The 26453-nt window shown below is 71.3% G+C and carries 30 protein-coding genes; 14 read left to right on the top strand and 16 right to left on the bottom strand.

From position 1 onward, the window contains the following. Positions 1-198 precede the first annotated feature (198 nt). The 4 genes from JQS43_RS13170 to JQS43_RS13155 are packed head-to-tail and all read right to left on the bottom strand — an operon-like array spanning position 199 to position 4040. On the bottom strand, positions 199-876 hold the full coding sequence (locus tag JQS43_RS13170; RefSeq protein WP_239674686.1) for an STM3941 family protein: 678 nt from the start codon (positions 874-876) through the stop codon (positions 199-201). Continuing rightward, positions 848-2512, bottom strand: a complete 1665-nt coding sequence (locus JQS43_RS13165; protein ID WP_239674685.1) for an acyl-CoA dehydrogenase family protein — start codon at positions 2510-2512, stop codon at positions 848-850. The genes JQS43_RS13170 and JQS43_RS13165 overlap by 29 nt, the downstream gene beginning before the upstream one ends. After that, positions 2509-3306: a lysophospholipid acyltransferase family protein gene (locus JQS43_RS13160; RefSeq protein ID WP_239674684.1), complete on the bottom strand. Its 798-nt coding sequence runs from the start codon at positions 3304-3306 to the stop codon at positions 2509-2511. The genes JQS43_RS13165 and JQS43_RS13160 overlap by 4 nt, the downstream gene beginning before the upstream one ends. Further along, a complete protein-coding gene (locus JQS43_RS13155) occupies positions 3306-4040 on the bottom strand; it encodes a hypothetical protein (protein ID WP_239674683.1) in 735 nt (244 codons plus the stop codon). Before JQS43_RS13155 ends, JQS43_RS13160 begins: the two co-directional genes overlap by 1 nt. An 89-nt stretch (positions 4041-4129) precedes the next feature. On the opposite strand from JQS43_RS13155, the gene JQS43_RS13150 reads away from it, so the two are divergent. Beyond that, on the top strand, positions 4130-5062 hold the full coding sequence (locus JQS43_RS13150) for an oxidoreductase (protein ID WP_239674682.1): 933 nt from the start codon (positions 4130-4132) through the stop codon (positions 5060-5062). A 63-nt stretch (positions 5063-5125) separates the two neighbouring features. Here the strand turns inward: JQS43_RS13150 and JQS43_RS13145 are convergent, their stop codons facing one another. The 4 genes from JQS43_RS13145 to JQS43_RS13130 all read right to left on the bottom strand — a co-directional run bounded on the left by JQS43_RS13145 (position 5126) and on the right by JQS43_RS13130 (position 9191). Beyond that, positions 5126-6568, bottom strand: a complete 1443-nt coding sequence (locus JQS43_RS13145) for a PhoX family protein (protein ID WP_239674681.1) — start codon at positions 6566-6568, stop codon at positions 5126-5128. Positions 6569-6740: 172 nt separating this feature from the next. Then, positions 6741-7379: a DUF502 domain-containing protein gene (locus tag JQS43_RS13140; protein WP_239674680.1), complete on the bottom strand. Its 639-nt coding sequence runs from the start codon at positions 7377-7379 to the stop codon at positions 6741-6743. 118 nt (positions 7380-7497) lie between these two features. Further along, complete coding sequence (locus JQS43_RS13135; RefSeq protein WP_239674679.1) at positions 7498-8475, bottom strand: phosphotransferase family protein; 978 nt, start codon at positions 8473-8475, stop codon at positions 7498-7500. Positions 8476-8558: 83 nt separating this feature from the next. Beyond that, complete coding sequence (locus JQS43_RS13130) at positions 8559-9191, bottom strand: nucleoside/nucleotide kinase family protein (RefSeq protein WP_239674678.1); 633 nt, start codon at positions 9189-9191, stop codon at positions 8559-8561. Between the two features lie 50 nt (positions 9192-9241). Here JQS43_RS13130 and JQS43_RS13125 point away from each other — a divergent pair, with 50 nt between their 5' ends. The 3 genes from JQS43_RS13125 (at position 9242) to surE (ending at position 11742) form a co-directional block, all read left to right on the top strand. Then, positions 9242-9991, top strand: coding sequence for an SDR family oxidoreductase (locus tag JQS43_RS13125; RefSeq protein WP_239674677.1), 750 nt, complete (start codon positions 9242-9244; stop codon positions 9989-9991). Positions 9992-10087: 96 nt separating this feature from the next. Continuing rightward, positions 10088-10876 (top strand): alpha/beta fold hydrolase, encoded by a 789-nt coding sequence (locus JQS43_RS13120; RefSeq protein WP_239674676.1) that lies wholly within the window; start codon positions 10088-10090, stop codon positions 10874-10876. A gap of 71 nt (positions 10877-10947) precedes the next feature. Further along, positions 10948-11742 (top strand): 5'/3'-nucleotidase SurE, encoded by a 795-nt coding sequence (gene surE, locus JQS43_RS13115; protein WP_239674675.1) that lies wholly within the window; start codon positions 10948-10950, stop codon positions 11740-11742. Positions 11743-11850: 108 nt separating this feature from the next. Here surE and JQS43_RS13110 read toward each other — a convergent pair whose 3' ends face one another. After that, positions 11851-12531, bottom strand: a complete 681-nt coding sequence (locus JQS43_RS13110) for a class I SAM-dependent methyltransferase (protein ID WP_239674674.1) — start codon at positions 12529-12531, stop codon at positions 11851-11853. Between the two features lie 90 nt (positions 12532-12621). On the opposite strand from JQS43_RS13110, the gene JQS43_RS13105 reads away from it, so the two are divergent. Then, on the top strand, positions 12622-13584 hold the full coding sequence (locus tag JQS43_RS13105; RefSeq protein ID WP_239674673.1) for a GNAT family N-acetyltransferase: 963 nt from the start codon (positions 12622-12624) through the stop codon (positions 13582-13584). On the opposite strand, the gene JQS43_RS13100 is transcribed toward JQS43_RS13105, so the two are convergent. Continuing rightward, the gene (locus JQS43_RS13100) at positions 13575-14489 is read right to left on the bottom strand and encodes an SDR family oxidoreductase (RefSeq protein WP_239674672.1); all 915 of its coding nucleotides are present in this window, start codon (positions 14487-14489) and stop codon (positions 13575-13577) included. The two genes, JQS43_RS13105 and JQS43_RS13100, sit on opposite strands and share 10 nt — an antisense overlap. 304 nt (positions 14490-14793) lie before the next feature. On the opposite strand from JQS43_RS13100, the gene JQS43_RS13095 reads away from it, so the two are divergent. Next, positions 14794-15804 carry a DEAD/DEAH box helicase gene (locus JQS43_RS13095; protein WP_239674671.1) on the top strand — a complete coding sequence of 337 codons (1011 nt, stop codon included), beginning with the start codon at positions 14794-14796 and terminating at the stop codon, positions 15802-15804. Beyond that, positions 15801-16031, top strand: coding sequence for a hypothetical protein (locus JQS43_RS13090; RefSeq protein ID WP_239674670.1), 231 nt, complete (start codon positions 15801-15803; stop codon positions 16029-16031). Before JQS43_RS13095 ends, JQS43_RS13090 begins: the two co-directional genes overlap by 4 nt. Positions 16032-16136: 105 nt before the next feature. Here the strand turns inward: JQS43_RS13090 and JQS43_RS13085 are convergent, their stop codons facing one another. From JQS43_RS13085 to JQS43_RS26310, 3 genes are all read right to left on the bottom strand, one after another. After that, positions 16137-17303, bottom strand: a complete 1167-nt coding sequence (locus tag JQS43_RS13085; protein ID WP_239674669.1) for a coiled-coil domain-containing protein — start codon at positions 17301-17303, stop codon at positions 16137-16139. Positions 17304-17397: 94 nt separating this feature from the next. Continuing rightward, a complete protein-coding gene (locus JQS43_RS13080; RefSeq protein WP_239674668.1) occupies positions 17398-17616 on the bottom strand; it encodes a hypothetical protein in 219 nt (72 codons plus the stop codon). Between the two features lie 211 nt (positions 17617-17827). Next, on the bottom strand, positions 17828-18082 hold the full coding sequence (locus JQS43_RS26310; RefSeq protein WP_420847585.1) for an NmrA family NAD(P)-binding protein: 255 nt from the start codon (positions 18080-18082) through the stop codon (positions 17828-17830). Between the two features lie 27 nt (positions 18083-18109). On the opposite strand from JQS43_RS26310, the gene JQS43_RS13070 reads away from it, so the two are divergent. After that, a complete protein-coding gene (locus JQS43_RS13070; protein ID WP_420847584.1) occupies positions 18110-18619 on the top strand; it encodes a MarR family winged helix-turn-helix transcriptional regulator in 510 nt (169 codons plus the stop codon). Positions 18620-18778: 159 nt separating this feature from the next. Next, positions 18779-19762 carry a tyrosine-type recombinase/integrase gene (locus JQS43_RS13065; protein WP_420847704.1) on the top strand — a complete coding sequence of 328 codons (984 nt, stop codon included), beginning with the start codon at positions 18779-18781 and terminating at the stop codon, positions 19760-19762. Here JQS43_RS13065 and JQS43_RS13060 read toward each other — a convergent pair. Next, positions 19759-20658, bottom strand: a complete 900-nt coding sequence (locus JQS43_RS13060) for a GNAT family N-acetyltransferase (protein ID WP_239674666.1) — start codon at positions 20656-20658, stop codon at positions 19759-19761. The two genes, JQS43_RS13065 and JQS43_RS13060, sit on opposite strands and share 4 nt — an antisense overlap. A gap of 154 nt (positions 20659-20812) precedes the next feature. Next, complete coding sequence (locus JQS43_RS13055; RefSeq protein WP_338037115.1) at positions 20813-21808, bottom strand: glutathione S-transferase family protein; 996 nt, start codon at positions 21806-21808, stop codon at positions 20813-20815. Positions 21809-21849: 41 nt separating this feature from the next. On the opposite strand from JQS43_RS13055, the gene JQS43_RS13050 reads away from it, so the two are divergent. Continuing rightward, a complete protein-coding gene (locus JQS43_RS13050; RefSeq protein ID WP_275580886.1) occupies positions 21850-22470 on the top strand; it encodes a carbonic anhydrase in 621 nt (206 codons plus the stop codon). Between the two features lie 45 nt (positions 22471-22515). Beyond that, positions 22516-23049, top strand: coding sequence for a pyridoxamine 5'-phosphate oxidase family protein (locus JQS43_RS13045; protein ID WP_239674665.1), 534 nt, complete (start codon positions 22516-22518; stop codon positions 23047-23049). On the opposite strand, the gene def is transcribed toward JQS43_RS13045, so the two are convergent. After that, a complete protein-coding gene (def, locus tag JQS43_RS13040; RefSeq protein ID WP_420847703.1) occupies positions 23025-23639 on the bottom strand; it encodes a peptide deformylase in 615 nt (204 codons plus the stop codon). The two genes, JQS43_RS13045 and def, sit on opposite strands and share 25 nt — an antisense overlap. A gap of 171 nt (positions 23640-23810) precedes the next feature. Here def and JQS43_RS13035 point away from each other — a divergent pair, with 171 nt between their 5' ends. The 3 genes from JQS43_RS13035 (at position 23811) to JQS43_RS13025 (ending at position 26433) form a co-directional block, all read left to right on the top strand. Beyond that, positions 23811-24425 (top strand): winged helix-turn-helix domain-containing protein, encoded by a 615-nt coding sequence (locus JQS43_RS13035; protein WP_239674663.1) that lies wholly within the window; start codon positions 23811-23813, stop codon positions 24423-24425. Continuing rightward, positions 24422-25315 (top strand): phosphotransferase, encoded by an 894-nt coding sequence (locus tag JQS43_RS13030; protein ID WP_239674662.1) that lies wholly within the window; start codon positions 24422-24424, stop codon positions 25313-25315. The genes JQS43_RS13035 and JQS43_RS13030 overlap by 4 nt, the downstream gene beginning before the upstream one ends. 746 nt (positions 25316-26061) lie before the next feature. Further along, positions 26062-26433: a VOC family protein gene (locus JQS43_RS13025; RefSeq protein ID WP_239674661.1), complete on the top strand. Its 372-nt coding sequence runs from the start codon at positions 26062-26064 to the stop codon at positions 26431-26433. Positions 26434-26453 lie beyond the last annotated feature (20 nt).

The following is a 26453-nucleotide window of genomic DNA, read 5'->3' as shown; positions in this document are numbered from 1 at the left end:
GAGGCCGCAGCCTCGCTGAGACCGTAGCCTCAGGAACCCTGGCGGCCAGCTCGCCGTTGCCGCAACTGTACGAGCGTAGCCGGAATCACAGCCCTACCGCGAATCAGCGCAGGCCGGTCGGAGAAATTATGCCACATACGTCCGTTACCACCCCCAGTGGGCCCTCGCTGGAGGTGGCTCAGTGGGGCCAGGGGGTGGTTACCAGCGGGGTAGCTGCGGATGCTGGCGACGCTTCTCGGGCTTGGGCCCCCACCGGAACTTCGACGGCGCCGGCGGCGGCCCCTGCAACACCTCCAGCTGGGGCCGGTGCTGCCGCAACGCGTCGACCACACCCTGCATCGGCACCGAGATCATGGAGCCGGGCAGGCTGATCGGTGGCTGCTTGAGCGCCGCTCGATACCGCTCGGTGAGCCGGCGCAGCCAGCCCGCCGGCCGCCGCTGCTCCGCGGCCTGCCCGGTGAGCAGAATCTCCAGCAGCCGCTCGGCGCCCATGCCCCGGCCGATCTCCCGCTTCCGGACGACGTTGATCTCTTCCCACCGGATCCGGCCGCACGGGCCGAGGGTGGTGCGGTCGATGATGCCGTCGGAGTCGACGACGACCGACGGGCCCGGGCGCAACGCCCGGGCGACCAACACCAGCGCCGCGATCATGAGCAGCACAATCATGATCCAGCCGCCGACCACCAGCAGGGTGAACCGCGAGAGGGTGGGCAGGTAACTCGCCAGGGCCATGAACCCCGTCCCGGCGGCGAGCAGCAGCAGCCGCCCCCGGGGAGGGTAGAAGACCGTCTCGCCGCCCGGGGCGGGGGAACTGCCAGCGCCGTCCACGCTGACACCGTACCCGGGGTCAGCCACCGAGCGCATCGGCGTGGGCATGGGCGGCCACCGCGATCTCTTCGCCGTGCAGCCACCGGGCGCACCACAGCCGGGCGGCGATCCGGGCCACCTCGTCGCCGGTTGCGGCCTGCTCCAGCAGTAGCGCCGCCGCCAACGCGTGGGCCATCTTCAGCGCCAACCCGCGGGCGCCGGCGACCACCGCGGGCGCGTACGGATCGTCGACGACGCCCGCCAGCGCCTCCCGCAGCTCGGCCACGACCGGCCGCAGCGGATCGGCCAGCTCCGGCGCCGCCGCCATCGCCAGCTCCAGCCGTGCCAACAGCGGCTTCGCGGCCTCCTGCCGCACCACCGCCCGCTGCACATCCAACGCGAGCACGTTCGTGGTGCCCTCCCAGATCGGGAGCACCTGGGCGTCGCGCAGCAGTCGCGGGATGCCGGTGTCTTCCACATAGCCGGCGCCGCCGAAACACTCCAGGTATTCGCTGGCGGACTCGACCGCCAACCTGCCGGTGGCGAGCTTCGCCAGCGGTGCCACCACCCGCAGCTCCGCCGCGGCCGCCGGGTCGCCATCGACCTCCACCCGCCCGAGCAGCGAGAAGGCGTGCCCGGCGAGCACAAACGCGGCCGCCGCGGCCACCCCCAACGTGCCCAGCGTCGCCCGATGCAGCGGCGAGGAGGCCAGCCGGCCTCCCGCCACCTGCCGTACGTCGGCGTAGGCCCGCGCGTACGCCAACCCTCGGCGCATGCCGGCCGCGGCGGCGGCCGCATTGTGCAGCCGCGCCACCTGCACCAGGGTCATCATCCGGACCAACCCCGACTGCTGCGGGTCGCCCAACGGGTCCGCGTACGCGTCGGTCAGCTCGACCTCACCGGTCGGCAGCGCCCGGGTGCCCAACTTCTCTTTCAGCCGTTCGATCCGGACCCCGGTGGCGGGGGAGCCGTCGTCGCCCCACCGCGGCACCAGGAACGGCGCCAGCGTCCGGCTGCCCGCGCTGGCCCCGGCCGGCCGGGCCAGCGCCACCGCGACCGGTGCGTCCACCGCCGAACAGAACCATTTGTCGCCGGTCAGCCGCCAACTGCCCGAGTCGGCCGGCGTCGCCACCGTCGCCGACCGGGCCAGATCGGAGCCGCCGCTGGACTCGGTCATCCACTGGCCACTGAAGATCGCCTCGGCCGGGTCGGTGGCGAGCAGCCGCGGCAGCCACGCATCGCGGACGGCTGGCGCCACCTCCGGGTGGCGCAGCAGCGCGGCGGCGCCGTCGGACATCGCCACCGGGCAGGAGAAGGTCGCCGACTCCGGGCCGTACAGGTGCAGCAGCGCGTGCTGCACCACCCGGGCCGCGGCGCCCCACCGGTCCCGGCTGGCGGCCTGGTACGGCAACGCCACCAACTCATGCCGGACGGCGGCGTCGCGCTGGAACTGCCACCCCGGGTCGGTGACGACCTGGTCGACCCGGGCACCCCACGGGCCATACCGGAGCAGCTGCGGCGGGTTCGCCTCGGCCTGCCGGTGCGCCGCCCGCAGCGGCCCCACCACCTCACCCGCCAGCACCGCCAGCCGCTGCGCTGCGGCCGGGTCGGCACCGCCGAGCCACCGCCGTAGCCACGAGTCGAGTAGCGGATCGTGACGGTACGGGTCGGGCAGGTCCGGGCCGGTCTGAATGAACCTGCTCATGGTCGCACCTCCGGCGGGGACGGGTCGCGTCTCGACCGTACCGGCCGCACCGGGCGGCTAGGGTCATGGTGTCGAGGCCGGGTCGGTTCGTCGGCCCGCAGCGGCGCCAACTCGGCGGTGATGGCGGCGAGGATGCGGTCGGTGACACGGCGGGCGGCCCCCGGCGTGCCCGGGCGCACCCCGGTGAGCTCCACCGGGGTCCCGAAGTGGACCCGCACCACCGGCCGGCGTCGGATGGTGCCCGGCAACGCCCGCAGCAAGCCGCGCGGCGCCGAATAGGGCACCACCTCGTGCGCACCCCACAGCGCCACCGGCACCACCGGTGCGCCGGTGGCCAGGGCCAGCCGGGCAGCGCCGGTGCGCCCGGCCACCGGCCACATGTCCGGCGCCAGCCCGATGCCGCCCTCCGGATACACCACCAACACCGCCCCTTCGGCCAACGCCGCGGCCGCCGCAGCGTACGCGTGGGTCACCGTCGGCCGCCCCCGATAGACCGGGATGTGCCCCCAACGGCGCATCACCGGCCCCACCACCGGCGCCTCGAACAGCCCACCGGCGGCCAGAAACCGCGGCGCCAACCGGCGAGTGTGACAGGCCGCGGCCAACGCCACCGGATCGAACGGACTGATGTGGTTCGCCGCCAGGATCAACGGCCCGGCCGCCAACTGCACCGGGACGTCCCCACTGACCCGCAGCCGCGCCAGGGTCGCCACCACCGCCCGGGCCCCGAACTGGGCAGCGCGCCAGCAGAACGGAGGCTGCCAGCCCGGCGGCGACCCCGAGCCGGCCGGCATCAGCCCGCGTCGCGCAGCTCGGCGAGCCGCGCCTCCACCTCCGCCAACTCGTTGCGTAGCGTGTCGGCGCGCTGCTGCGCCTCGGCCCGCTCCGCGTTGACGATCTGCTCCACCGCCTCGTGAACCCCCGGCACGTCCAGCAGCGCCACCATCTTCAGCGCCTCGGTGGGCCGGATCACATACGGCTTGGCCAGCGTCTTGTTGCCCTGGTAAGCGGCGACCGTCCATTCGCCGGCCTCATAGGCCACGGTGACCGCCATCGCCGGCGGTGGCTTCGGTTTGGCTGCCCGCCCGGCCTTGGTAGCTTTCTTCGCCGGCTTGGCCGCCGCCTCCGCCGGCGCCGCAGCCGGTTCGCTGGCGCCAGCTCCGGCGGCCGGGGAACCGCCATTGACCGGCGCGGACGCCGCGGCGGGCTGCGCGGGCACCGGCGCGGGGGCGGGCGGGCTCGCCGGCGCCGACGCCGTGGTCTGCTTCGCCGCCCGGCCGCCGCCCTTCGGGGCCGGCGCCAGATCACCGGGGGAGAACGGCAGCTCGTCGCGGCCGAACCGGACCACCACCCACTCGTCCGACTCGGCCGGGTCGGTCAGCCCCACCACCTGCCCGACCTGGCCGGCGATCTGGCCGGCCTGCTCGGTGAAGACCACCTTCGGTTTACGGCCCGCCGCCACGGCGGCGCGGATCTCCTCGATATCTGCTGTGGACAGACCGCCGTCGGCGGTCTTGGCGCTGGTCATAATGGGTCCTCCGTACACTCGTTCGGAACCTCGTTCCTACCAGAGCAGTCGGACACCCGCGCGGCTGCCCCAGGTGGCATCCTGGCGGTATGACCGTTGCGGGGGAAACCGGCGAGGCGCGGCACACCGACCCGATCCCGGAGCTGCACGGGCGCACCTATCTGGTCACCGGCGGCAACAGCGGGCTCGGTTACCACACCATCCGGGTGCTGCTGGGCCACGGCGCGCGGGTGGTGATGGCGGTCCGCGACCTCGACCGAGGGTACGCCGCAGCCCAGGCGCTGCGCGCCGGGCAGCCCACCGCCGAGTTGGAGGTGCGCGTGCTCGACCTGGCCGACCTGGACTCGGTGCGGCACTGCGCCGCCGCGCTGCGGGCCGACCGGGTGCCGGTCGATGTGCTGATCAACAACGCCGGGGTGATGATGACCCCGCTGCGCCGCAGCGCCCAGGGGCACGAGCTGCAGCTGGCCGTGAACCACCTCGGACACTTCGCCCTCACCGGCCTGCTGCTCGACACCCTCCGCGACGGCCCCGGCGCCCGGGTGGTGACGGTCACCTCCGAGATGCACCGGCTGGGCCGGCTAGACCCCGACGACCTCGGCGACACCGGCTACCGGCCCGACCGGGCCTACGGGCGGGCCAAGCTCGCCAACGCGCTGTTCGGCCTGGAGCTCGACCGGCGGCTGCGGGCGGCGGCGGTGCCGGTGCGGAGCCTGCTGGCCCACCCCGGCTACGCCGCCACCAACCTTCAGCTCAGCGGCCCCACCGGGCTGCTGCGCAGCGGCTTCCAGCTGGCGAACCGGATCATCGCCCAGGACGCCGCTGGCGGCGCCCGCAGCCAGCTCTACGCCGCGACCTCCCCCGACGCCAAAGGAGGCGAGTACATCGGGCCGAGCGCGATGCTGCGGGGGGCGCCGAAAGTGCTGGCCCCGTCGGCGGCGGCCCGAGACCCCGAGCTCGCCCGGCGGCTGTGGCGCCGCTCGGAGGAGCTCACCGGAGTCCGGTTCGGGCTGCCCGAGTAGTAATGCCGGCCGGTCGCCGGCTCCCTCCCCGGGCAGCGCCGCCGCAGGGTTACCGCCGCCCGGTTACAGCACCCCCCGCTGCCACGGTCCCCAGATCGCGATGGTCATCCCCGGGTTACTCGGGTTGGCCGGGTCGCCGGAGGTTGATCCCTGCATGTTGACGAAGAGCACCTGCCCGTCGTGGCTGAAGGTCGCCCCACACCACTCGGAGTGGGTGGTCGGGTCAACGCAGAACGGGAAGGTGCCGCCATCCAGCGTCACCCCGATCAGCTGCGGGTTCGACCGGGACGTGTCCTCGCACACCAGCAGCGAGCCGTGCGGGGAGACGGTCAGGTTGTCCGGGAACGACATCACCGCCCGGTCGAACGACTCATACACCAGCGACAACGTGCCCTCACCGCGCAGCGGCGACCGGTGCGGCCGGTACTCCCAGATCTGCCCCTCGCCGATCTCGCCGCCGTTGGTGGAGACGATGTAGATGGCCTGGTTGCCGGCCCAGGCGCCCTCCAACCGGGCGAAGGTCGCCCCGCCCTGCGCCAAGCCCTGCTGGTAGACGGCGAGCGAGTTGCTCTCGGCGTCGGCCGGGTCGGGGTCGGCGATGTCCACCCACTCCACCGGCAAACCGACACCCTGCTCCTGCCCGGTGCGGGTGTCGTAGCCCTCGACACCGACGACCTTGAGCATCTGCAGCCGGCCCTCGGTCAGGTCCCCCCGGCGCTCCGGGATGAACCGGTAGAACCCGGAGGTCCCGCGGTCCTCGGTGAGGTAGACGATGCCGGTCGCCCGGTCCACCGCCACCGCCTCGTGGACGAACCGGCCCAACGCCGGCAGCGGCCGCGGCGCCACCGGCTCATTTGCCGAGGCGGCCACCTCGAAGACGTAGCCGTGCGGCTCCTGCCACCCGCCCCCGGGACCCGCCGTGGTCTCCTCACAGGAGAGCCAGGTCCCCCACGGCGTCGGCCCGCCGGCGCAGTTGACGATGGTCCCGGCCAGCGAGGTCCAGATCCGCTCCACGGTGAGCTCGCCATTGTCGAACCGCACCTGCAGGGTGCTGGTGCCGCCGCCGCCGCGCTGGTCGTAACGGTCGGCCGGGTTTCCCGACGGGGTCACCGAACCGGCGCCCGAGCGCTCCTCGTGATTGCGCACCAGCCGGTAGCTGCCGTTCGGGCCGCGGAAGGCCGCCATGCCGTCGTGGCCCAGCGGGGTCATGTGGCCGTCGTCCATAACGGTGCCGGCTAGCCCGAAGATGGTGAAGTCGAAACCCTCGGGTAGCAGCAGCTCCTGCTGGTACCCGGTGACCTGGTCGCGGCGGGTGAGCGGGCGCAGCTCACCGTAGCCGCCTTCGCCGAGCCCGACCTGGCTGGCGCCGGGCGCCGCTGAGGCAGCCTTGACCAACCCATCGAGCGCGCCGAATCCGACCACCATGGCGCCGGACGCGGCCGCGGTGCGCAGCAGAGTACGGCGGTCGAAGCCGGCCGCCGCCTGCGGTACTGCTCCTTGAGACACGTGAGTTCCCTCCCGGTCGGACGCTCCGAGGCCGACTGTCGACCTCGACTGATCGGGACGTTAGGGAGCGGAACTCGCCGGCTCGGCAACATCGGTTGAACGGCCGGCGTACACGGGTGGACAGGTTGTCATTGTCCCATGCACCAGCGGTGACGGTGCTGGGTTCGCTGGTTCAGGTCGCCGGCCGCGGATCGGGGGCAGCCTGGCCGGTGTCCGCCGGGGTGAACCGCTGCGGATTGATCGCGCCGCCGGAGATGATGAAGGTCATGGCCTCGTCCAGGCTCATGTCACTGGGGTGCACCCGGTCCAGCGGCACCAGCTCCAGGAAGCCGGAGGTCGGGTTCGGAGTCGTCGGAACGTACACCGCGGCGTACTGCTCGCCGGTGACCTGGTCGGTGAGGACCCGGGTGACCAGGCCGACCGCCTTCATCCCCGGGTGCGGGAACTCCACCAGCACCACCCGTTGGGCCTGGTCGGGGCTGCTCTGCAGGACGTTGAGCAGTTTCTTGGCGCCGCCGTAGATGCTCTGGACCAGCGGAATCCGGGTTACCAGCGAGTCGAAGTAGTGGATCAGGCGGCGGCCGAAGACCCAGCTGCCGAACCAGCCCAACAGATACAGCAGCAGCAGCGTGAGGACCCCGCTGACCAGCAGCAGCGCCCACTCCGGAAGGTCAGCCACGGCCCGCACCAGGGGAGCGGAGATGCCGGCGAGTGTGGTGAATACGAAGCGGAGCACGAGGTAGGTGAGCCACAACGGCAGGAGCAGCAGGACACCGGTGATCAGGTACCGCTGGAGGTTGAGTCGACGCATGGCCGCAGTCTAATGCCTTCAACCTAGCGTCCTAGGATGCTTTACGCGATGTGACCCACCTACAGACATCCACAACCCAGTAGCTCACCTCCCGGTAAGAGAGTGAATTACTAACGACCTACGGACTCATCTCCTGGCGGCCCAGTTGGCTGCCCAGCCGGCGCCTCAGCCAAGTCAACCCGGCCTCGGCCTGCGCCGCCTGAAACCCACGCAGCCGGGGGAGCGCCAGCGGCGGGGGTTGCCGAGAGCTGTACAGAAATAGCCCGGTGACCGCCACCGCCACCGCGGTGATCGCCTCCGGTGGCACCCCGTGCGCTGGTCGGAACCCGGCGAGGACCGCCTCGGGGTCACCACCGCCCTGCATGGCGATGCTCGGCAGCGCGCACACCAGATCGACCCAGCCGGCGCCGACGCAGACGCTCGGCCAGTCCACGACGACCGCCCCCCGGTCCGCCGTGAGCAGCACATTGTCGCCGCGCAGGTCGCCATGCAACAGTGAGGTGCCGGTAGCCGCCGCAGGCCACTCGGCCTCCAACGCGGCTAGCCGCTCCAGGTGGCGACACACCCACGGGTCCAACCCGACGGTCGACTCCGGCGCTCCGGCCAGCGTGCGCCAACCGCTGAACGCTTCGGCGAAGGTCTGCTGGATCGGCTCCGCCGGCACCGGAGACGGGGTCAGCGCAACCACCAGCCGCTCGGCGACCGACACGAAGCTGCGCAGCTCGGTTTGGCACCATGGCAATCGGGGGACCGTGCCGGCGACCGCCTCGACCACGATCGTCACCCACTCGTCGTCGACGTCGGACCACAGCAGCCGGGGCGCGGGTACGGTCGGTGGCAGCTGGGCAAGCACCTCAGCCTCCCGGCGGTGCATGCGGTAGCTGTCCGCGTTGCGGCTGCGGGAGACCGCTTTGGCGAAGACCGACCGGCCATCGGCGAGCGCGAGCACCGAGGCGAGGCCGGGGGAGAAGCCGGTGTCGCGGTTCTCGGCAGTGCGTACCGGCGACCCGAGCGCCGCTTCGACCCGGGCGCGCAGGGCGGCCGGCAGGTTGGGCCAGCGCAACCGGTTGCCGCCACGCGCTGTCATCACGTCCATGACCGGCAGCATGCCCGATGAGGCGGGGCTGCGGAGCTGCTTTTCCCGCCCCGCGGGTCTGCGTGGCTCGGTCGGGCGACGGGTCAGGCCGGATACATGATCGCGGGGTGCCGGGGGTCGTCGGCGCGGACAACGACGTCGGCGATGTGGTCGGGGCCGACCTCGGCCTCGTATCGGGCGTACGCGGGCAGCGTCCACTGCTGGTCGGGTGCGGTTCGGCGGGCCAACGCCGCGGCCGACAGGGCGAGGTGGATGGTGAGGTCGAAGGGCAGCCCGCCGAGCAGCAGGGCGCCGCTGACCAGCACCACCCCGCCTGCCGGGACCGGCTGGTAGGCGGCGCGGGTGGCCCGGTCGGTGTGGGCGTCCCACAGCGTCGGCAGGATCTCACCGTCGCCGTCGGGGCCCAGTCGGGACAGTACCTCGCGGCGCAGGCCGCTGTCGTCGAGCCACCGTTCGTAGAAGCTGTCCGGGTTGGTGCGTCCCAGTTCGAGCCGGAGCGACGCGGGCCGGAGGAAGTCGTCGGTGCGGATCACCCGGGCGTCGCGGCCCCGTACCCGTACCGGGTCGATCAGCGCGTCGGCGAGCGCGTCCGGTTCGGCGGCGGGGGCACCGTCGATGGCGACCCGTAGTCGTTGGCCGGGTCGGGTGGCGGCGATCCGGTCGGCGAGTTCGTCGATCAGCGCTGCCGGCGTCCGTGGTCGGGCCTGCGCTGTCAACGTTTTCCTCTCTGATAGCCGATGTCGGGGGAAGTGAGTACGCTCACGCGGTGGACCAGATTACCGTGGTTACCGGTGGCAGTCGGGGGATCGGCGCGGCGATTGTTCGTCGGCTGGCGGCGGCGGGGCATGATGTGGTGTTCACCTACCGGCGGGACGCTGCGGCGGCTGCGGTGGTCGAGGCCGAGGTCGGCGCGGTTGGCCGTCGGTGTCTGGCGGTGGCGGCGGATGTGTCGGTCGAGGCCGATGTCGAGCGGCTCTTCGACCTGGTCGTGAGCCGGCTGGGGGTGCCGACCGGGTTGGTCAACAATGCCGGGGTAACCAGCCCAGTGGGGTCGTTTGTGGATCTAGCTACGGCTGATCTGCGGCGGGTGGTGGAGGTCAACCTGGTTGGGGCGATGTTCTGCGCCCGGCGCGCGGCCTGGGAGATGGGGACCGACCGGGGTGGGCGTGGTGGGGCGATCGTCAACGTGTCGTCGGCGGCGGCGACGTTGGGCAGCCCGGGCGAGTATGTCCATTACGCGGCCGCGAAGGCGGGCGTGGAGGCGCTGACGGTCGGGTTGGCGAAGGAGCTGGCCCCGGTTGGGGTGCGGGTCAATGCGGTCGCTCCGGGGATCGTCGATACGGAGCTGCATGCTCGGGAGTCGGGCGAGCCCGGCCGGGTCGCGCGGGTGGCGCCGTCGGTGCCGTTGGGTCGGGCCGGTGAGCCGGCTGAGGTGGCTGGTCCGGTCTGTTGGTTGCTCGGGCCGGATGCCTCGTATACCACCGGGGCAGTGTTGCGGGTAGCTGGTGGCCGGTGAGCTGGCGGGTTGCTCAGTAAGCTGAGGCGGGCAGGTCGGCGGCGTTTCGGAGGCTTTCGCGTCATGTGGAGACTCGGCAGGACTTACGGCAGCAGCGTGGGCGATGTCCGCTGGGACGCGCTGGGGCCGGCGGGGGCGCCGGCGGTGGTGTTGCTGCATGGGACTCCGTTCTCGTCGTTCGTGTGGCGGGCGGTGGCGCAGGCGTTGGCGCGGCGGCATCGGGTGTTTGTGTGGGACATGCCCGGCTACGGCACCTCGGAGAAGTTCGACGGCCAGGATGTGTCGTTGGCCGCGCAGGGCGCGCTCTTCGCAGAGCTGTTGCAGGAGTGGCGGCTGACCGAGCCGACGGTGGTGGCCCACGATTTCGGTGGGGTGGTGGCGCTGCGGGCCCGGTTGCTGCATCAGGCCCGGTATCGCCGGTTGGCGTTGGTGGATCCGGTGGCGCTGCGGCCGTGGGGGTCGCCGTTCTTCCGGTTGGTGGCCGAGCACGCCGAGGTTTTCGAGCAGTTGCCGCCGGCGTTGCACGAGGCGCTGGTGCGTGAGTACATCAGCTCCGCCAGCGCCCGTGGTCTGTTGCCGCAGGTGGCCGATCAGCTGGCGGCGCCGTGGGTGGGGGAGGTCGGGCAGCCGGCGTTCTATCGGCAGATCGCCCAGGCCGATCAGCGGTTCACCGATGAGGTTCAGGACCGGTACGGCGAGCTGGAGATGCCGGTGTTGGTGTGTTGGGGGACGGCCGATACTTGGATTCCGGTGGCGAAGGCCGACGAGTTGGCGACCCGGATCCCGGGGGCGCAGGTGCGGTTGATCGAGGGCGCCGGGCATCTGGTGCAGGAGGATGCGCCGGCGGAGTTGACCGCGGTGTTGGTGGAGTTTCTCCGCGATTGATGGTCAGCGGTGGGCCAGGGTTGTTGGCCGGCGGCGTACCGGGGCGATGTTAGATTCGGCGGGCAGGCTGGTTGGGGAGGGGGATCGGGGCGGCGATGGTGCGGGTGTTGGTGACCAACGACGACGGGATCGACGCTCCGGGGCTGCACCATCTGGCGCGGTTCGCGGCGGAGGCCGGCTATGAGGTGACGGTGGCCGCACCTGACCGGGACGCGTCGGGTACGTCGGCGTCGATCGCGTATCCGATGCCGGAGGGGCAGCTTGAGCTGGTGCGGCGGCAGTTGCCGGGGCTGGCTGAGGTGCCCGCGTACGCGATCGCTGGTTCGCCGGCGTTGATTACGTTGGTGGCGGTGCGGGGTGCGTTCGGTGATCCGCCTGACCTGGTTTTGTCGGGGGTGAACCGGGGGTCGAACACGGGCCACGCGATTCTGCATTCGGGGACGGTGGGGGCGGCGTTGACGGCGGCGGCCAACGGGTGTCCGGCGGTGGCGTTGTCGCTGCGGTTGGGCTTCACCGATGTGGGGTCGGATCCGGTGCCGCTGCATTGGGCGGCGGCGACGCATTATCTGCCGGTGTTGTTGCCGGCGTTGCGGGCGGCGCCGGCGCCGGTCGTGTTCAACGTCAACGCGCCGAGTTTGTCGCCGGAGCGGTTGCCGGGGTTGCGGCAGGCGAAGTTGGCGGCGTTCGGCGCGGTGCAGACTACTGTGGAGACCGGGGACGGGTTTGTGCGGTTGGCGCTGGAGAGCGTCGCGGGCGGCGGTGGCGAGCCGGGCACGGACACGGATTGGCTGGCGCGGGGGTATGCGACCGTCAGTGCGGTGACGCCGATCTTCGAGACCCCCGACATCCATCTACCCGACCACTAGAGTTGATCATGGACCTAGGGGTCTGATCGTCGCGGTTTCAGGTGCCTAACTCCATGGTCAACCCAGTGGAGTCAGTTGCTCGATAATTTACATTATGTCAACTAGCCACTAGCCGTGCTCAGCAGGACGGGTGGCGACGTAGCCCAGCAGATCGGGTACCCCCCGAGGGGCATCTTCGACCAGCCGGTGCAGCCGTAGCCCGGCGGCGGTAACGGCGTTGAGCAGGTCCGGCAGCGGCGTGTGCCAAGCCCCCACGCGGGCCCGTACGCCGTGCGGGGTCCAGGAGTCGAACCGGTACGACGGGTCGGCGTACCCGTTGTCGATCACAACCTGAGCTGGGTCATGCCAGTCGGCGAAGGCTCCGACGAAGCACGGGTGAACACCGATATGGACGAAGCGGCCACCGGGTCTCAGCGCCCCCGCGACCTCGGTCACCACCGTCGAGTAGTCGGGCAGGTCGGTGTGGCAGAGCACCGCCACCGCCGCCGGTAGCCTGCCGGCGGCCACCGGCAGGTGGGCCGCGTCGGCGAGTGCCACCGGCAGACGGTTGCGGGCATGACGCAACTGGCCGGCCGACAGGTCCACGCCGACCGGCTGCCAGCCGAGGTCGCGCAGGCAGGCGGCGTGTGCGCCGGTGCCGCAGCACACGTCCAGGCACACCTCGCCGCTCCCGTCGCCCAACAGGTCAGCGAGCAGCCGGCGCACCCGGCAGCTGAACGTGGCGGCGGGCCCGGTGATGTACTGCTCGTACCAGTCGGCGTGGGCGTCGTAAACGGGCGCGTTCGGCATGTCCGCGACGCTAGTTGGCCGGTCGCGGTGACGGGAGTCTCGTTCACGCAGGGCGTAGCCCGCCACCGGCCGCGCATAGAGTGTGCGGTCGTGACGCACCCTACGAGTCCGGCCGCCGAATCCCGGTCACCAGCACCGCTGCTGCGCGAGTTCCACGAGCGCTTCGACCTCCACCGCCAGGACCGACCCGGGCACCCTTCTCCACAGGTGGCAGAGCTCCGGCAGCGACTGATCGAAGAGGAGGTCGCGGAGTTGGCCGAGGCGGTCAGGCTGGCCGCCGACGGTGCCGGGCTTGACCGGGTGGCCCATGAGCTGGCCGATGTGGTCTATGTCGCGTATGGCACGGCGTTGTCGTACGGCATCGACCTCGACGCGGTGCTGGCCGAGGTGCACCGGTCCAACCTGAGCAAGCTCGGCCAGGATGGGCGGCCGGTACGCCGCCCGGATGGCAAGGTGCTGCGAGGCGAGCAGTATGAGCCGCCGCGGGTGGCGGCCGTCCTCGCCGACCGGAGCGCGACTGGCGAGCGGGCGGCCGGTACCGCTGAGCCGGCGTCGCCCGCATCCGCTGATTACGTAGTGGTCCGGCAGGCGGAGGCGGCTGATACAGCCGGACTGGCCGAACTGCGACGGGCATGGGCCGCCGAGCAGGGGGCGCATGAGACTGAGCCCGGCTTTGCGAACCGCTTCGCTGGTTGGTGGCACGCCGAGACCTCGCACCGGGTCACCTGGGTCGCCCAGTCGGATGCCGCACTGGTGGGGATGGTCAATCTGGCCATCTTCGACCGGATGCCCACGCCCGGCCGCCAGGCTGTGCGCTGGGGTTACCTGGCAAACGCGTTCGTGTTGCCGGAGCACCGGAACCGCGGGATCGGGCATCGGCTACTAGACGCGGTGCTCGCGTACGCCGACGGCGAAGGGCTGGTGCGGGTGGTGCTCAATCCGTCGCCGCGCTCGGTGCCGCTCTATCTGCGCGCGGGATTCTCGTCGGCGCACCAGCTCATGGTGCGTCGGCCGCCAGCGGAGCCGACTAGACCCGCCGGCGGTCAGCGGTAGCCGGCCACGTTGGCGGGCTTGCCGGCGTCCTGAACCTCCACCAGGTAGCGCCAGCAGTCGGGTTGACCGCCGTCGAGGTCGGTGAACCCGTACGCCCGGGCCAGTTCGCCGCTGGACAGGGAGGCACCGTTGTAGCGGGACCGGTCGGGGTCGGCGGCGAGCGCTGACACGGCCCGGCCGACGTAGCGAGGCGTTTCGGAGATGGCGAAGTGGGGTTCGGCGGTGAGGGCGTCGCGCCAGGTGTCTTCGGTGACGCCGAAGTGTTCCAGCATGATCTCCGACCGCAGCCAGCCGGGGGTGAGGGCGACGGCGGTGGCGCCGCGGGGGCCGAGTTCCTGGCTCAGGCCGTAGGCCATCCGTAGGACGGCGGTCTTGGCCAGGTCGTAGAAGAACGAGACCCGGTAGTTGCGCTGGTTGTATTCGGCGGTGCCGTCGGTCATTTCGACTACCAGCCCGCCGGGGGTACGCAGCAGCAACGGCAGGGCGTAGTGGCTGGTGATGGCGTGGGTGTCGATGGCCAGCCGGAGTAGCCGCAGCCCGTTGTCGAGGTTGTGTTCCCACACCGGGCTGCCCCATTCGAACAGCAGCTCGCCGCCCCACACGTCGTTGACCAGCAGCTGGAGCCGGCCCTGCTCGGCGGCGATGCGTTCGATCAGGTCGCGTACCTGGGAGGGGTCGAGGTGGTCGGTGGGGGCGGCGATGCCCCGTCCGCCTGCTGCGGTGACCAGTTCGGCGGTCTCTTCGATGGTTTCCGGACGGTCGTACTCGGAGCGGCGCCGGCGGGTGGTGCGGCCGGTGACGTAGACGGTGGCTCCGGCGGCCCCGAGCTCGACGGCGATGCCGCGGCCCGCGCCGCGGGTGGCGCCGGCGACCAGCGCGACCTGGCCGGCGAGCGGGCCTGGCATGGTTCTCCCCCGAGCGGTGGGACCGGGTGCGGGCGCGCCCGGCGAGATCATCTTCTGAAGATACCCCGCGGAGGGAATATCGGGCCGGGCACCACCCTTGACTTCTCCGTACGCCGTACAGACTAGGGAGGGCCATGTCGGAGCTCCACGAATTGTCCGTCACGTTCCAGCCGGGCGAGCCGCCCCGCGCAGGTTCGCTGGTGTTCCACCACGACCCGCCCCAGCGCCTGTCGCTCACCGACGGACTGCCGGTACTGCTGCGCACCTTCCCGGCCGAAACGGTGCAACCGAGGCGGGCATACCGGTGCAGTGGCCGCCGCAGATCACCGACGAGATCACCACCAGCGTGACGCTCGGCCAGGAAACCGGCGCAACCCCGATCACCGGCCAGGTAACCGGCCGCTGGCAGGTGCTACTCGACGGCGAGCCGCTCACCGCGGCCGAAGCCTCCCGGTTCGCCACCCCGGTCGAACGCGGCACCGACCCGCAGGCGGCGGCGCGGCTGTCCCGGCTGATCGGGCCGTTTGTGCTGCGGCGCCGAAAAAGCGACCCACAGATCGCCCCGGAGCTGCCAGCCAAGACCGAGACCGATCTGCCGGTGGCGCTCACCGCCGAGCAAGCCGCCCTTTACGAGACGGTGGTGACCCAGCGGCTGACACAGATCCGCCAAAGCGACGGGATCCAGCGCCGCGGCCAGGTGCTGCGGATGCTGACCCAGCTCAAACAGATCTGCAACCATCCCGCCCACTATCTGCACCAGCACCCCAACGCGACGGTGCTGTCCGGCCGCTCCGGCAAGCTCGAAGCCTTCGACGACCTGGTCGACACCATCCTCGCCGAAGGCACGGCGGCGCTGGTCTTCACCCAGTACGTCGCCATGGCCCGGCTGCTGGCCAGCCACCTGACCGGCCGGCGGGTCACCCACGCCCTGCTGCACGGCGGCACACCGGTGCCGCAACGGGACCAGCTGGTCGACACGTTCCAGCAAGGACGCACCCCGGTGCTGCTGCTGTCGCTGAAAGCCGCCGGCACCGGACTCAACCTCACCCGCGCCGAACACGTCATCCACTACGACCGGTGGTGGAACCCGGCGGTGGAGCAACAGGCCACCGACCGGGCGTACCGGCTCGGTCAGACCCAGGCGGTGCAGGTACACCGGCTGATCACCGAAGGGACGGTGGAGGAACGCATCGGGGGATTGCTGCGCCGCAAACAGGACCTCGCCGAAACGGTCCTCACCGGCGGCGACCCGGCGTGGAGCGACCTGTCCGATGAGCAACTGGCCAACCTGGTGACCCTACGGAGCCGCCGATGAGCAGCCACGACCAACCCCGGCAGCCGGCGCGGGGCTTCCCCGCCTTCCCCCCGGTACGCGGCCGCGGCGGCCCCGAGCAAGCCCGGTGGTGGGTGAAAGGATGGTCGGCTGCGGTAGCCGAACTCCTGCTCGATCAGTCACTGCTGACCCGCGGCCGGCGGCTGGCCCGCACCGGCACCCTCGGCCCGATCACCATCACCGCCCTGCCGGCACTACCCCTCACCTGACGTGTGGCCGGCCCTCCCGAGGGGTAACCAGCTGGGAACATTCATGCAGACCGAAGGAGTAGCATGCGCACCGTAGCCATAGCCGCGCTGGTCGTAGCGCTGGCCCTAGTCCTGCTCGGGCTGATCGTGGAGGCGTTGGGTTGGCTGATCGTGATCGGCCTGGTGCTGCTCCTGGTCGCCGTGATCGCCGGCTGGATCGGGGTTCGCCGGGCCGCCACCATGGCCCGCGGGGACCGTTGACCCGACTGCGGGCAGGGCGGCGATGAGCTGACCCAGCCGAGCTTCGGCCTGCTCGGCCCGACCAGCGTGCTGCTGACTGGCCTGCTGCTCGCGGGCGAGCGCCTGGCGCAGGCTGGTCAGCTCAGCGGTGTGCTCAGCTAGTTCGGCGCGGGCGGCATCCCGCGCCGAACTGATCTCGGCCAGCTGCTGGTTGAGCTGCGCCTCGGCCTGTTGGGCCTGCGTCAACAGCATGGTGCGCCGCTCAAGGTCGGCGCGGATTTGGGCTGCTTCAGCCTCGGCCGCCACGAGTTGGCTGGTCGTCTCTCGCTGCTGCTCGTGGGCGGTGGCCAGGTCGCGCCGCAGCGCGGCCAGGTCCCGTTGGCCGGCGGCGAGTTCGTCGCGGGCGGCTCGGAGCTGGTCGTCGGCGAGTTGGGCGCGCTGCTCGGCCTGGACACGGCGGTCAGTCTCAGCGGCGGTGGTGGCGGACGCGGCGGCGGTGGCTGCTTCGGCTTGCCCGCGGGCGTGGTCGGCGGCGGCGACCCGTTGCCATGCCTCGGCGACCTGTTCTTCGGCGCGCCGCCGGGCCGCCTCGACCTGCCGGGTCGCCTCGGCCACCTCGGCGTGGGCGGCGTCGCGTGCCTGTTCGGCGGCGCGTTGTGCCGCCGCCGCTTGCTCGGCGGCCTCGGCGGCGGTGTGGGCGCGGTCGGTGGCCTGCTGGGTGGTCTGCTCCGCTTCCGCCAGCCGTGACAGCGCCTCCCCCTTGACTTGCCCGATCGCGGTGACCACCTCGGTCAGCTGCTTCGCCAGCGGGGTAGCGACGCTGGCGAGCCGGTCGCCGGCGGCGCGGAAGCTTTCCAGCGGCACCTCCAGGCCGGCGGCGCGTTCGGCTGCTCGTTGCCCGGCAGCCATTTGTTTGCAGGTTTTGCCGCCGGGCCAGCGGCGGTCGGGACAGTACTCCGGGGGGCGGCCGCGGCCGTCGTACTCCAGGGGTTGGGCGCATTCGGTGTAGCCGCACAGTCGACCGTCCAGGGCCGACACCTCTTCGTGGATCACCGGCCAAAGATATCACTTTTCGAAACTCCGTAACCATTTTAGGGTATCCGTTAACGGCCAGATAGAACACAGGATAATGACCGTTATCCTGTACTCAACCTACGGTCGGGTCGGCCGTACGGAGGCCGCCCAGACTGAAGTGGCCGGCATGGCCGCGGAGGAAATCGGCGAGGTCGCGCGGGCTGCGGCCGAGCAGCTCGGTGACCGCACTGGTGGTCAGGTCACCCCATCCGGCGGCGTACGCCTGGGCGTACTCCTCCAGCATGTCGACGAGCCACCCGCCCAGGCCGTAGCCGCACAGCGTCTCGCGCATGGTGTCGTCGTGGACCGGCCGGTACGTGACGGACCTCCTCCGCGCCCCGGTCAACTCCTCGGCGACCTCGTCGAAGCTGACCGAGCGTGGGCCGATGAGTGTGTAGGTCCGCCCGTGGTGGCGCTGCGGGTCGGCGCGTCGGGTGCGGCGCCGACCGCGGAGAGACGCACGATGCGTTCCGCTCCGGCCTGCCTGGCCGCCCACACCGCGTTCAGGTGGTTCTCCGGGGCCCGCGGGCTGTTCGGAGTGAGCAGCCACAGCTCCTGTACGCCCTGGAAGGCCGGGGCAGGGACCGTGGGTCATCAAGATCCCCGAAAACGACCTCGGCGACCCGGCCGGCTAGCTGCTCGGCGCGGGACTCGTCGCGGACCAGGGCGCGAAGCGTCAGGTCGGTCCCCCGCAGCGCCCGCAGCAGGGCGGCAGAGACGGTTCCGGTGGCTCCGGTAATCAGTACGGTGCGGGGCATGCTCAATCTCCTTTGGTGGTCGCGGGGGTGCGGGTCAGATCGCGGACGGCCTGCGGCGGGAGCTGCGCGGCGGGGCAGTTGGCGGGTGATGGCGAGCAGGATCAGCCCGGCCGGCAATGCGCGGATCACGGCCGAGACCAGCGGATGGCCGGGTGGGAGGAGCTCGGTGGTGACCAGGTAGGTGGTGCCCCAGGGCGCGCCAGCCCGGACGCGGGCATGACCGCCGGCGCGCTGGCCCGCTTCACGTTGGTGACCTCAGGCGCGGTCACCAACCGGCTGGACCGGCTGGTCGCCAAGGGGTACATCACGCGCGAGGTCGACCCGGCCAACCGCCGAAGCGTGCTGGTCGCGCTCACGCCGGCCGGACGCGAACTCATCGATCGGGCCGTGGCAGCCCACGTGGCCAACGAACGGCGCATCCTCGCCGCGCTGGACCACCAGCAGCAGGACGAACTCGCGGCGACCCTGCGTACCCTGCTGCTCAGCCTCGGCGACGAGGTTGAGCAGGCATCGAAGAAGCCGCCGGCGGATGGGTGACGGCAACGCACCCGCCGCTGCCCCACCGTGACACCCACATGATCCACTAAGCGGGTGAGTGAGCTTGCCCCTCTCCCCTCCCCCGACGCCGCCACGCTCGCCGCGGCCGTCGCCGCCCTACCTGCGCTCCCCCCGGCCGCCGGCCAGGAACGCTATGGGGTGGCGGCGCTGACCGCAGCCTGGTTGGCTGACTACGCCGTCCACACCCAGCGGGCCTACTTCCGGGATCTGGCCGACTTCCTGGCGTGGTGCCAGCGGGAACGGCTCGACCCACGCACGGTCCGGCCGGTCGACGTGGGTCGTTACCGCGTCGAGCTGGCCCAACCGGCCACGGGCCCCGCCCCGACCGCCGCCAGCGTCCACCGCCGACTCGCCGCACTGTCCAGCTGGTACCAGTACCTGGTGGCCAACAGCGACGGCGAGGTCGTCACCAACCCGGTCAGTGGGGTACGCCGACCCAAGGTGGACCGGGACGCGTCGACGACCGTCGGGCTGAGTACCGAGGAGGTGCGTGACCTGCTGCGGGCGGCCGACCGTAACGCACAGGAGGCCGCCGACCAGTCGCCGCGGCGCCGGTTGGCCGCGCTGCGGGACCGGGCGCTGCTGCGGCTGTTGGCGGACCTGGGCCTACGGGTCGGTGAGGCGCTGGCGTTGGAGCTGACGGCGCTGTCCTACAACCGGGGCCGGCGCACCCTGCGCTACTTCGGCAAGGGCGGCAAGCAGCGGGAACGTCCGCTGTCACCGCACGTGCTGGAGGCGCTCGACGAGTACCTCGCGGCCCGCGCCGAGCGCGGGAAGTGCCGACCCGATGAGCTGACCGGGCCGCTGTTCGCCACCAGCGGCCGGGACGGCACGGTCGGCCGGCTCGACGAGCCGGCCGCGTTCCGGCTGATCCGGCGGCTCGCGGTCGCGGCTGCCCTGCCGTCGGCGCGGCGGCTGTCGCCCCACTCGCTGCGGCACGCCTTCGCCACCAACGCCCGGGAGTTGGGGGTGCCGTTGGAGGACGTGCAGGACGCGATGGGTCACGCCGACACGCGTACCACCCGGCGGTACGACCGGGCGCGGCACGCGCTGCACCGCGACCCGGCGCTCAAACTGGGTGATCTGTACGCCGACCGCGACGACCCCCACCCACCCGGCTAGATGAGGTCGATGCGTTCCTGGACGATCGGGTAGCCGGCGCGGGCGAAGGTCGCGGCCATCGGGAGGTTGGTCTGGTCGGTGCCGGCCACGATGCGGTCGACGCCCTGCTCGGCGAGCAGGTGGGTGGCCTCCACCAGCAGGTCGTAGGCGTATCCGTGGCCCCGGTGCTCCGGTACTACCCCGATATACCCGATGACCGGATCGTTCGGGTTGCGACTCGGGACGCTCAGGCCGACTAGCTCACCGGCCGGGGTGTACGCGAGCCGCCACCACTCGCGCGGGCTGGGCATCCAGCGTAGATGGTCAAGCTCCTGCTGTGCCGAGGCGTCCAGGCCGGATTCGGCGACGGTGCGCCGCACCTGGGCGTCGAGGCTGCCTTGGTTGACCCGGCGGAACAGTTCGAAGATGCGGGTGTCGTCGGGTTCGGGGCGGAACTGGAGCCGGCCGGGGCGCTCCGGCACCCCACACTGTCGGGTCCAGCGGTAGCGGTAACGCTCCACCAGCGGTGACAGGCCGGCCGCGGCGGCGGCGAGCCGGGATTCGGCTGCGTGGCGTACCGCCGGGTGGTCGCGCCAGCCCACTGGCAGCTTCAGGGTGTATTGACTGCGCAGCGGTGCGGTCTGCAGCAGCGCCACCGCCGCCGCCGGGTCGGTGAAGTCGAACCAGTCCAGGACCTGCGGTGCGGTGTCAGTTTCGCTGCCCCACCAGGCGGCACGGGCGACCACGACACCGGCCCGCAGCGCCACCCAGGTCCACTCGGGCCGGTACTGTCCAGCGCGGGCCATGGCGGCGTAGGTGTCGCCGAAGGCGGCGAAGCCGACCAGGCCAGGGTCGGGCAGTGATTCGAAGAGTTCTTCTTCGCCCGCGGTGAGCGGGCGGATGACCAGGTCGGTCATGGGAAGGTCCTTCCAGGGTCGGTCGTGCCCCCGTCAGACCCTCGGCGCCCTCGTCACCTGGTGGGAGCACGTCACAGTTGTCCTGACCATCGCTCCCACCTCCTTCCGCTCGTCGAGGGCGCCGTCACAGCTTACTGGCCGGGACCCGCCCGTGTCACCGGTTGGTCACCTCGGTGGCCACGGGCTGATCGGCGGTGGGCACCGGTGGGGTGCCGTCGCCGAACGGGCGGCCGCCGAGCTGTTCGCGGCCGTGTGGGGTCAGCCAGGTGTCCGGGTCGGGGCCGAGCGGCACGATCTGGCTCGGGTTCAGGTTGGTGTGGACCTGGTAGTAGTGCCGCTTGATGTGGTCGAAGTCGGTGGTGTCGCCGAAGCCCGGGGTCTGGTAGAGGTCGCGGGCGTAGCCCCACAGGGCCGGGAACTCGGTGAGCTTGTTGCGGTTGCACTTGAAGTGGCTGTGGTAGACCGCGTCGAAGCGCGCGAGTGTGGTGTAGAGCCGGATGTCGGCCTCGGTGATGGTGTCGCCGACCAGGTAACGCTGGTCGGTCAACCGTTCCTCCAGCGCGTCGAGCCGGGCGAAGAGCCGGTGGTAGGCCCGCTCGTAGACCTCCTGCTTACCGGCGAACCCGGCCCGGTAGACGCCGTTGTTGACGTCGGCGAAGACCGCCTTGTTGATCTCGTCGATGTCGTCCCGTAGTGGCTTGGGATACAGGTCTGGGGCGCCGGGGCGATGGTGGGCGGTCCACTCGGTGGCGAGGTCGAGGGTGATCTGCGGGTAGTCGTTGCTGACCAGCTCGCCGCTGGGGACGTCGATGATCGCCGGGACGCTGATGCCGCCGTCATAGTCCGGGTCGGCGGCGTGGTATGCCTCGGCGAGGTAGGTGATCCCCAGCACCGGGTCGCGGTCGTCCGGGTCGAGGGTGAACCGCCAGCTGCGTTCGTCCTGGATCGGGTCGGCCACCGCCACCGAGATCGCCGGCTCCAGCCCCAGCAGCCGGCGGGCGATCAGCGAGCGGTGTGCCCAGGGGCAGGCCAGGCTGACCGCCAGCCGGTAACGGCCGGCCTCGACCGGCCAGCGAGTCGACCCGTCGGCGGTGATCCGCTCGTCGAACCGGTTGGGCGACCGTACGTACTCTCCCTGTGACATGGGCATGGTCTGCACGGTATCTCAGCGCGTCGGTCATAATCACCCTCGTGACGACCACCCCGACTTCCCCCACCCCGGCCGAGGCCGCGGCGATGCTCTTCGAGGGCAACCAGCGGTTCGTCTCCGGGCAGCTGCAGCATCCGCACCAGGGCGCCGAGGACCGGGCCGCGGTGGCGCCGGCGCAGCGGCCGTTCGCGGTGCTGTTCGGGTGTTCCGATTCCCGGCTCGCCGCCGAGATCATCTTCGATCAGGGCCTCGGTGACCTGTTCGTGGTCCGCACCGCTGGTCATGTGGCCGGCTCCGAGGTGCTGGGCAGCATCGAGTACGGCGTCTCGGTGCTGGGCGCGCCGCTGGTGGTGGTGTTGGGGCACGACTCGTGCGGCGCGGTCGGCGCGGCGCTGACGGCGGTGCAGCAGGGCACCGCCCCGGACGGGTACATCCGGGAGGTGGTGGAGCGGGTGATGCTCAGCGTGTTGGCGGTCCGCGAGGAGGCGTCGACCGATCCGCAGCAGGCGGTGGAGGAACACATCCGCTACACCAGCGAGCTGATCCTGCGCCGGTCGTCGATGATCGCCGAGCGGGTCGCCGATGGCCGCTGCGGGGTGCTGGGGTTGTCGTACCGGCTGGCCGAGGGGACGGTCCGGCAGGTGGTCGGGCACGGGGTCTGAGCCGACCCGGTCCGGGACGACGGGGCACACGTGGCACACTGCCCCATGCCTGTCACCAACCCTTGGCTCGCCGGCCCCGCCCCGACCCGCCGCCTGCCGTCCGAGCGGCTGGCCGAACGGATCCTGAACCTGCTTTCGTCGCAGAACATGTGTGTGCTCGCCACGGTCGGCCCGGACGGCCCGCTCGCCACCCCGGTGCGCTACTACCACCTCGACTTCGCGGTGATGTTCACCGCCGACCCACGGTCGCCGAAGATGGCCAATCTCGCCGCTGACCCGCGGGTTTCGGTGGGGGTGTTCGCGCCGCTGGTCGGTCAGGCCAGCAGCCGCGGGGCGCAACTGTTCGGCCAGGCGCGGGTGTTGGCCACCGGCGAACCCGACTTCGACCACTACTGGGCAGCGTTCCGCTGGCAGTCCGATCATGTGGAGCGTTCCCGGTCGCTGGCTGAGCCACCGACCGGGCCGCTGGTGGTGATCGAGGCGGACCGGATCGTCTACACCGAGCACTGGCTGCGTCGCGACGGGTACGCGCCGCGGCAGTTCTGGCGCAGGCCTCAATCCTCCGCGTCGGCGGCGTGAGCGTCGGCCGCGCGGCGCAGGTTGTCGGCGCGGCGCGCGCGGCGGGTGAAGATCTGCTCCTGTTGTTCGGCCATCTCACGTAGGGCGCTGCGGCGTTCTTTGGCGGCGAGCCGGTCGATGTAGAGCCGGCCGAACAGGTGGTCGGTCTCGTGCTGCAGGCAGCGGGCGAAGTAGCCGGTGCCCTCCAGAACCATCGGGGCGCCGTGTTGGTCGACGCCGCGGACCACGGCCCGGTCGGGGCGGGAGACGGTGCGGTAGGGCCCGGGCACCGACAGGCAGCCCTCGGAGCCGTCCTCAAGGGTGCGGTCGGGGGCGGGTAGGTCGTCGAGCGCCGGGTTGGCGATGTGTCCGACGTGGCGCACCCCTTGCTCGTCGGCGCAGTCGTAGACGAATAGTTGCAGGTCGACGCCGACCTGGTTGGCGGCCAGCCCGACGCCTTCAGCGGCGTACATGGTGGCGAACATGTCGTCGATCAGTGTGGCGAGTTCGTCGGTGCCGAACTCGGTGACCGGTTGGCAGCGGCGGTGCAGGACGTCCTCGCCGACCACAGTGATGCGGCGGACAGTGCCCCGGGTCGCCTCCGGCGGCAGCCGCGGATAGTCGCTGACCGGTTGCCCCTGCACCCAGACCCGGTGGTCGGGGGTCGTCGGCGGGTCATCGGGTATCGCCATCGGGTCCTCCTGGCGGCTGGGGGCGTTCGGGTCTCCGTCGGCTGACGCCCCGGGTTGACGGGCACTTTGCAAAGTAGCAGACTTTGCAAAGTGGCCGACCCTGACTCCTCCCCCGTTCCGCCCGGTGCCGCCGCAACGGCCGGCAGGCCCGCCCGCCGGCCGTTGCCCGAGCATCCGGTGCGGGTGGCGTTGCTGGACCTGCTGGCGCAGACCGGCACCCTCACCGCCACCGACGCCGCCCGCCGGCTCGGCTACAGCTCCGGGCTGTGCTCCTTCCACCTGCGGCAGCTGGCCAGCCACGGGTTGATCGAGGAGGCGCCCGCCGGCCGCGGGCGGGTTCGACCGTGGCGGCTGCGCTGGCAGGACCGACCCAAGCCAGTGGGCGGGGAACCACCGGTCGACGGGGAACCGGTGGACGAGGAGCTTGCCCGCAGCTTGGAGGACGAGAGTTACCAGCGTTGGCGGGCGGCGCGCACCGCCGCCCCGGCCGCTTGGCGCAACGACGAGGCCTTCAGCGAGGTGGTGCACCTCAGCCCGACCGAGCTGACCGAACTGGCCGACACCATCCGGTCGGCGCTGGGTCGCTACCGCGACCGGAGCCAACCGGCCACCCGTCCCGGAGGTACCGCCCCGGTCGCCGCGATCGTCCGACTGTTTCCGCTGCTGGGCGACGAGGCGCCCAGCAGCGGGGCACAAGACTCATGAGTCCCGACCCCGCGCAGCCAGAGCCGCTCAAGGGCGGCAACGTCAGTGATGGGGTGGTGCGGGTCGGCGACACGGTACGCCGACCCGCCGGGGCGCACACACCGGCGGTGCACGCCCTGCTGCGACACCTGCGCGATGCCGGATTCGACGGCGCTCCCCGCCCGTTGGGCATTGACGAACAGGGGCGGGAGGTGCTGACTTTCGCCGCCGGGGTGGTGCCGTGGCCCGACCGGTTCGACCTGCTCGCCCCGGACGCCGCGCTGGTCCGGGTGGCGCAGGTGATCCGCCGACTGCATGACGCCGCGGCGAGCTTCCGGCCGCCACCCGACGCGCAGTGGCAGGTCTTGATCCCGGCCGACCGCAACGAGCTGATCGTCCACCACGACCTGGCGCCCTGGAATCTGGTAGCCGGCGACCGGTGGGTCTTCATCGACTGGGACACCGCCGCGCCCGGCTCCCGGCTGTGGGACATCTCCTACGCCCTGCACGGTTTCGTGCCGCTGATGGCACAGCGGGAGTGGCGCCGCCGCGCCGCCGGCCACCGGATGCGAGTCTTCGTCGACGCGTACGGGTTGGATGGAGCGCAGCGGCGGGAGTTGGTGCCGCTGCTGGCGCCGCGCGCTCGGGCGATGGACGACTTCCTCGCCACGAGCGCAGAAGGCGGCGACGGGAGCCGCTGGGTTGGCGTCCTGGCCGGGGTCCACTCATTGGATCTTCGGCTCGACACCCCAACTCGGCCGCCGCACGGCCGCGAGACCACGGCATTTCCGACATGGTTGGGCAGGGAGGGATCTTGCGTACGGAAAAGTCGGATATTCCCGTATACAAGATCCCTCCCTGCCCAACCATGTCGGGGTTGGGCAGGGAGCGCCGCTCAACTCGCCCGGTAGGTTAAGTGGCGGCCCGGGTATCGTCCACGCCGGACCCAGCCTAGTCACAGCAGAACGTGCAGGGCAGTGACCGCAAGAACGTGGACGGAAGTCTGTACCAGGTCACGGGCTTGTCAGCAGCCTTTGCGTCCGGCCGTCAACACCCATCGGCCGCTTGGTCGGTTGAGTGGTGATCCACTACGGCGACAAACCAGGTCCATACCGACAAACCGCGCGCCACTCAACCCACCAAGAAATACATGGCCCCTGGCGGGACCGCCCGTAGGTGGATGAAAGAGGGCATGTGAAACCTGCAGAGTTTTAGCGATCTTGAACTCCGCAGCCTAACTTATGTTCAGCTATGCCCGTTTCGTGCTGCTCGGGCGGCCAAGTAACGGCCATCGTAGCCCTCTTTCGCCTCAGTCGGGTGAGACGACCTGCCCGCCGATCTTGCAGCCCGACAGCCCGACCGATGGCGTATGCGTAAGCAAAGCAAACGCTCCCGCAGCACCACCTGAGCTGCGACGATGCCTGATGATCAAGTGACCCGATTCAGCCAGCAGAGTCGCATCCGCCTGCGCTGGCGGCAAGGCAAGCCTGTATGCCCGGAAATGCCCGGTTCCATTCGAGGGGGTCGGCCGGTGTAGGCAGGGCACGAAGCCCGGAGCCCGGAGACGGAGAGGGGCGACGGCAGCGAGACTGGAGGGAGCGCAGCGTTCCAGCGCTGTCGGAGCGAGGGCGCGACGAGACGGCGTACGGAGGCGAACATGTTCACCGAGGCGTTCCCGATCCTGACCACTCGCGACCTGCCCCGGCTGGCCGCTTTCTACCAGGAGGTGCTGGAGTTCGCCGAGACCTACCGGTTCCCCGCCGAGGGTGACCCGCAGTATGTCGGTCTGGAGCTGGGGGCCGGCGGTCAGCTGGGGGTCGGCGCCGACGCCGCTGCCCCGATGGGCCCGGAGCAACGGCTCGACCTGTGCGTCTACGCCGACGACTGCGACGCCGCGGTGGCCCGGCTGCGCAGCCACGGCGCCACCATTACCGGCGAGCCGCAGGATATGCCCTGGGGTGAGCGGGCGGCCCACGCCGAAGACCCCGACGGCAACCGGCTGGTGATCCTTTCCCGGCTGACCGGGTAGCGTATACCCCCGGAGGTGGG

The organism is Natronosporangium hydrolyticum (genome assembly GCF_016925615.1).
Taxonomy (GTDB): Bacteria; Actinomycetota; Actinomycetes; order Mycobacteriales; family Micromonosporaceae; genus Natronosporangium; species Natronosporangium hydrolyticum.
The sequence above is the reverse complement of the archived record's forward strand: the minus strand, read 5'-3'. Positions and strand labels throughout refer to the sequence as shown.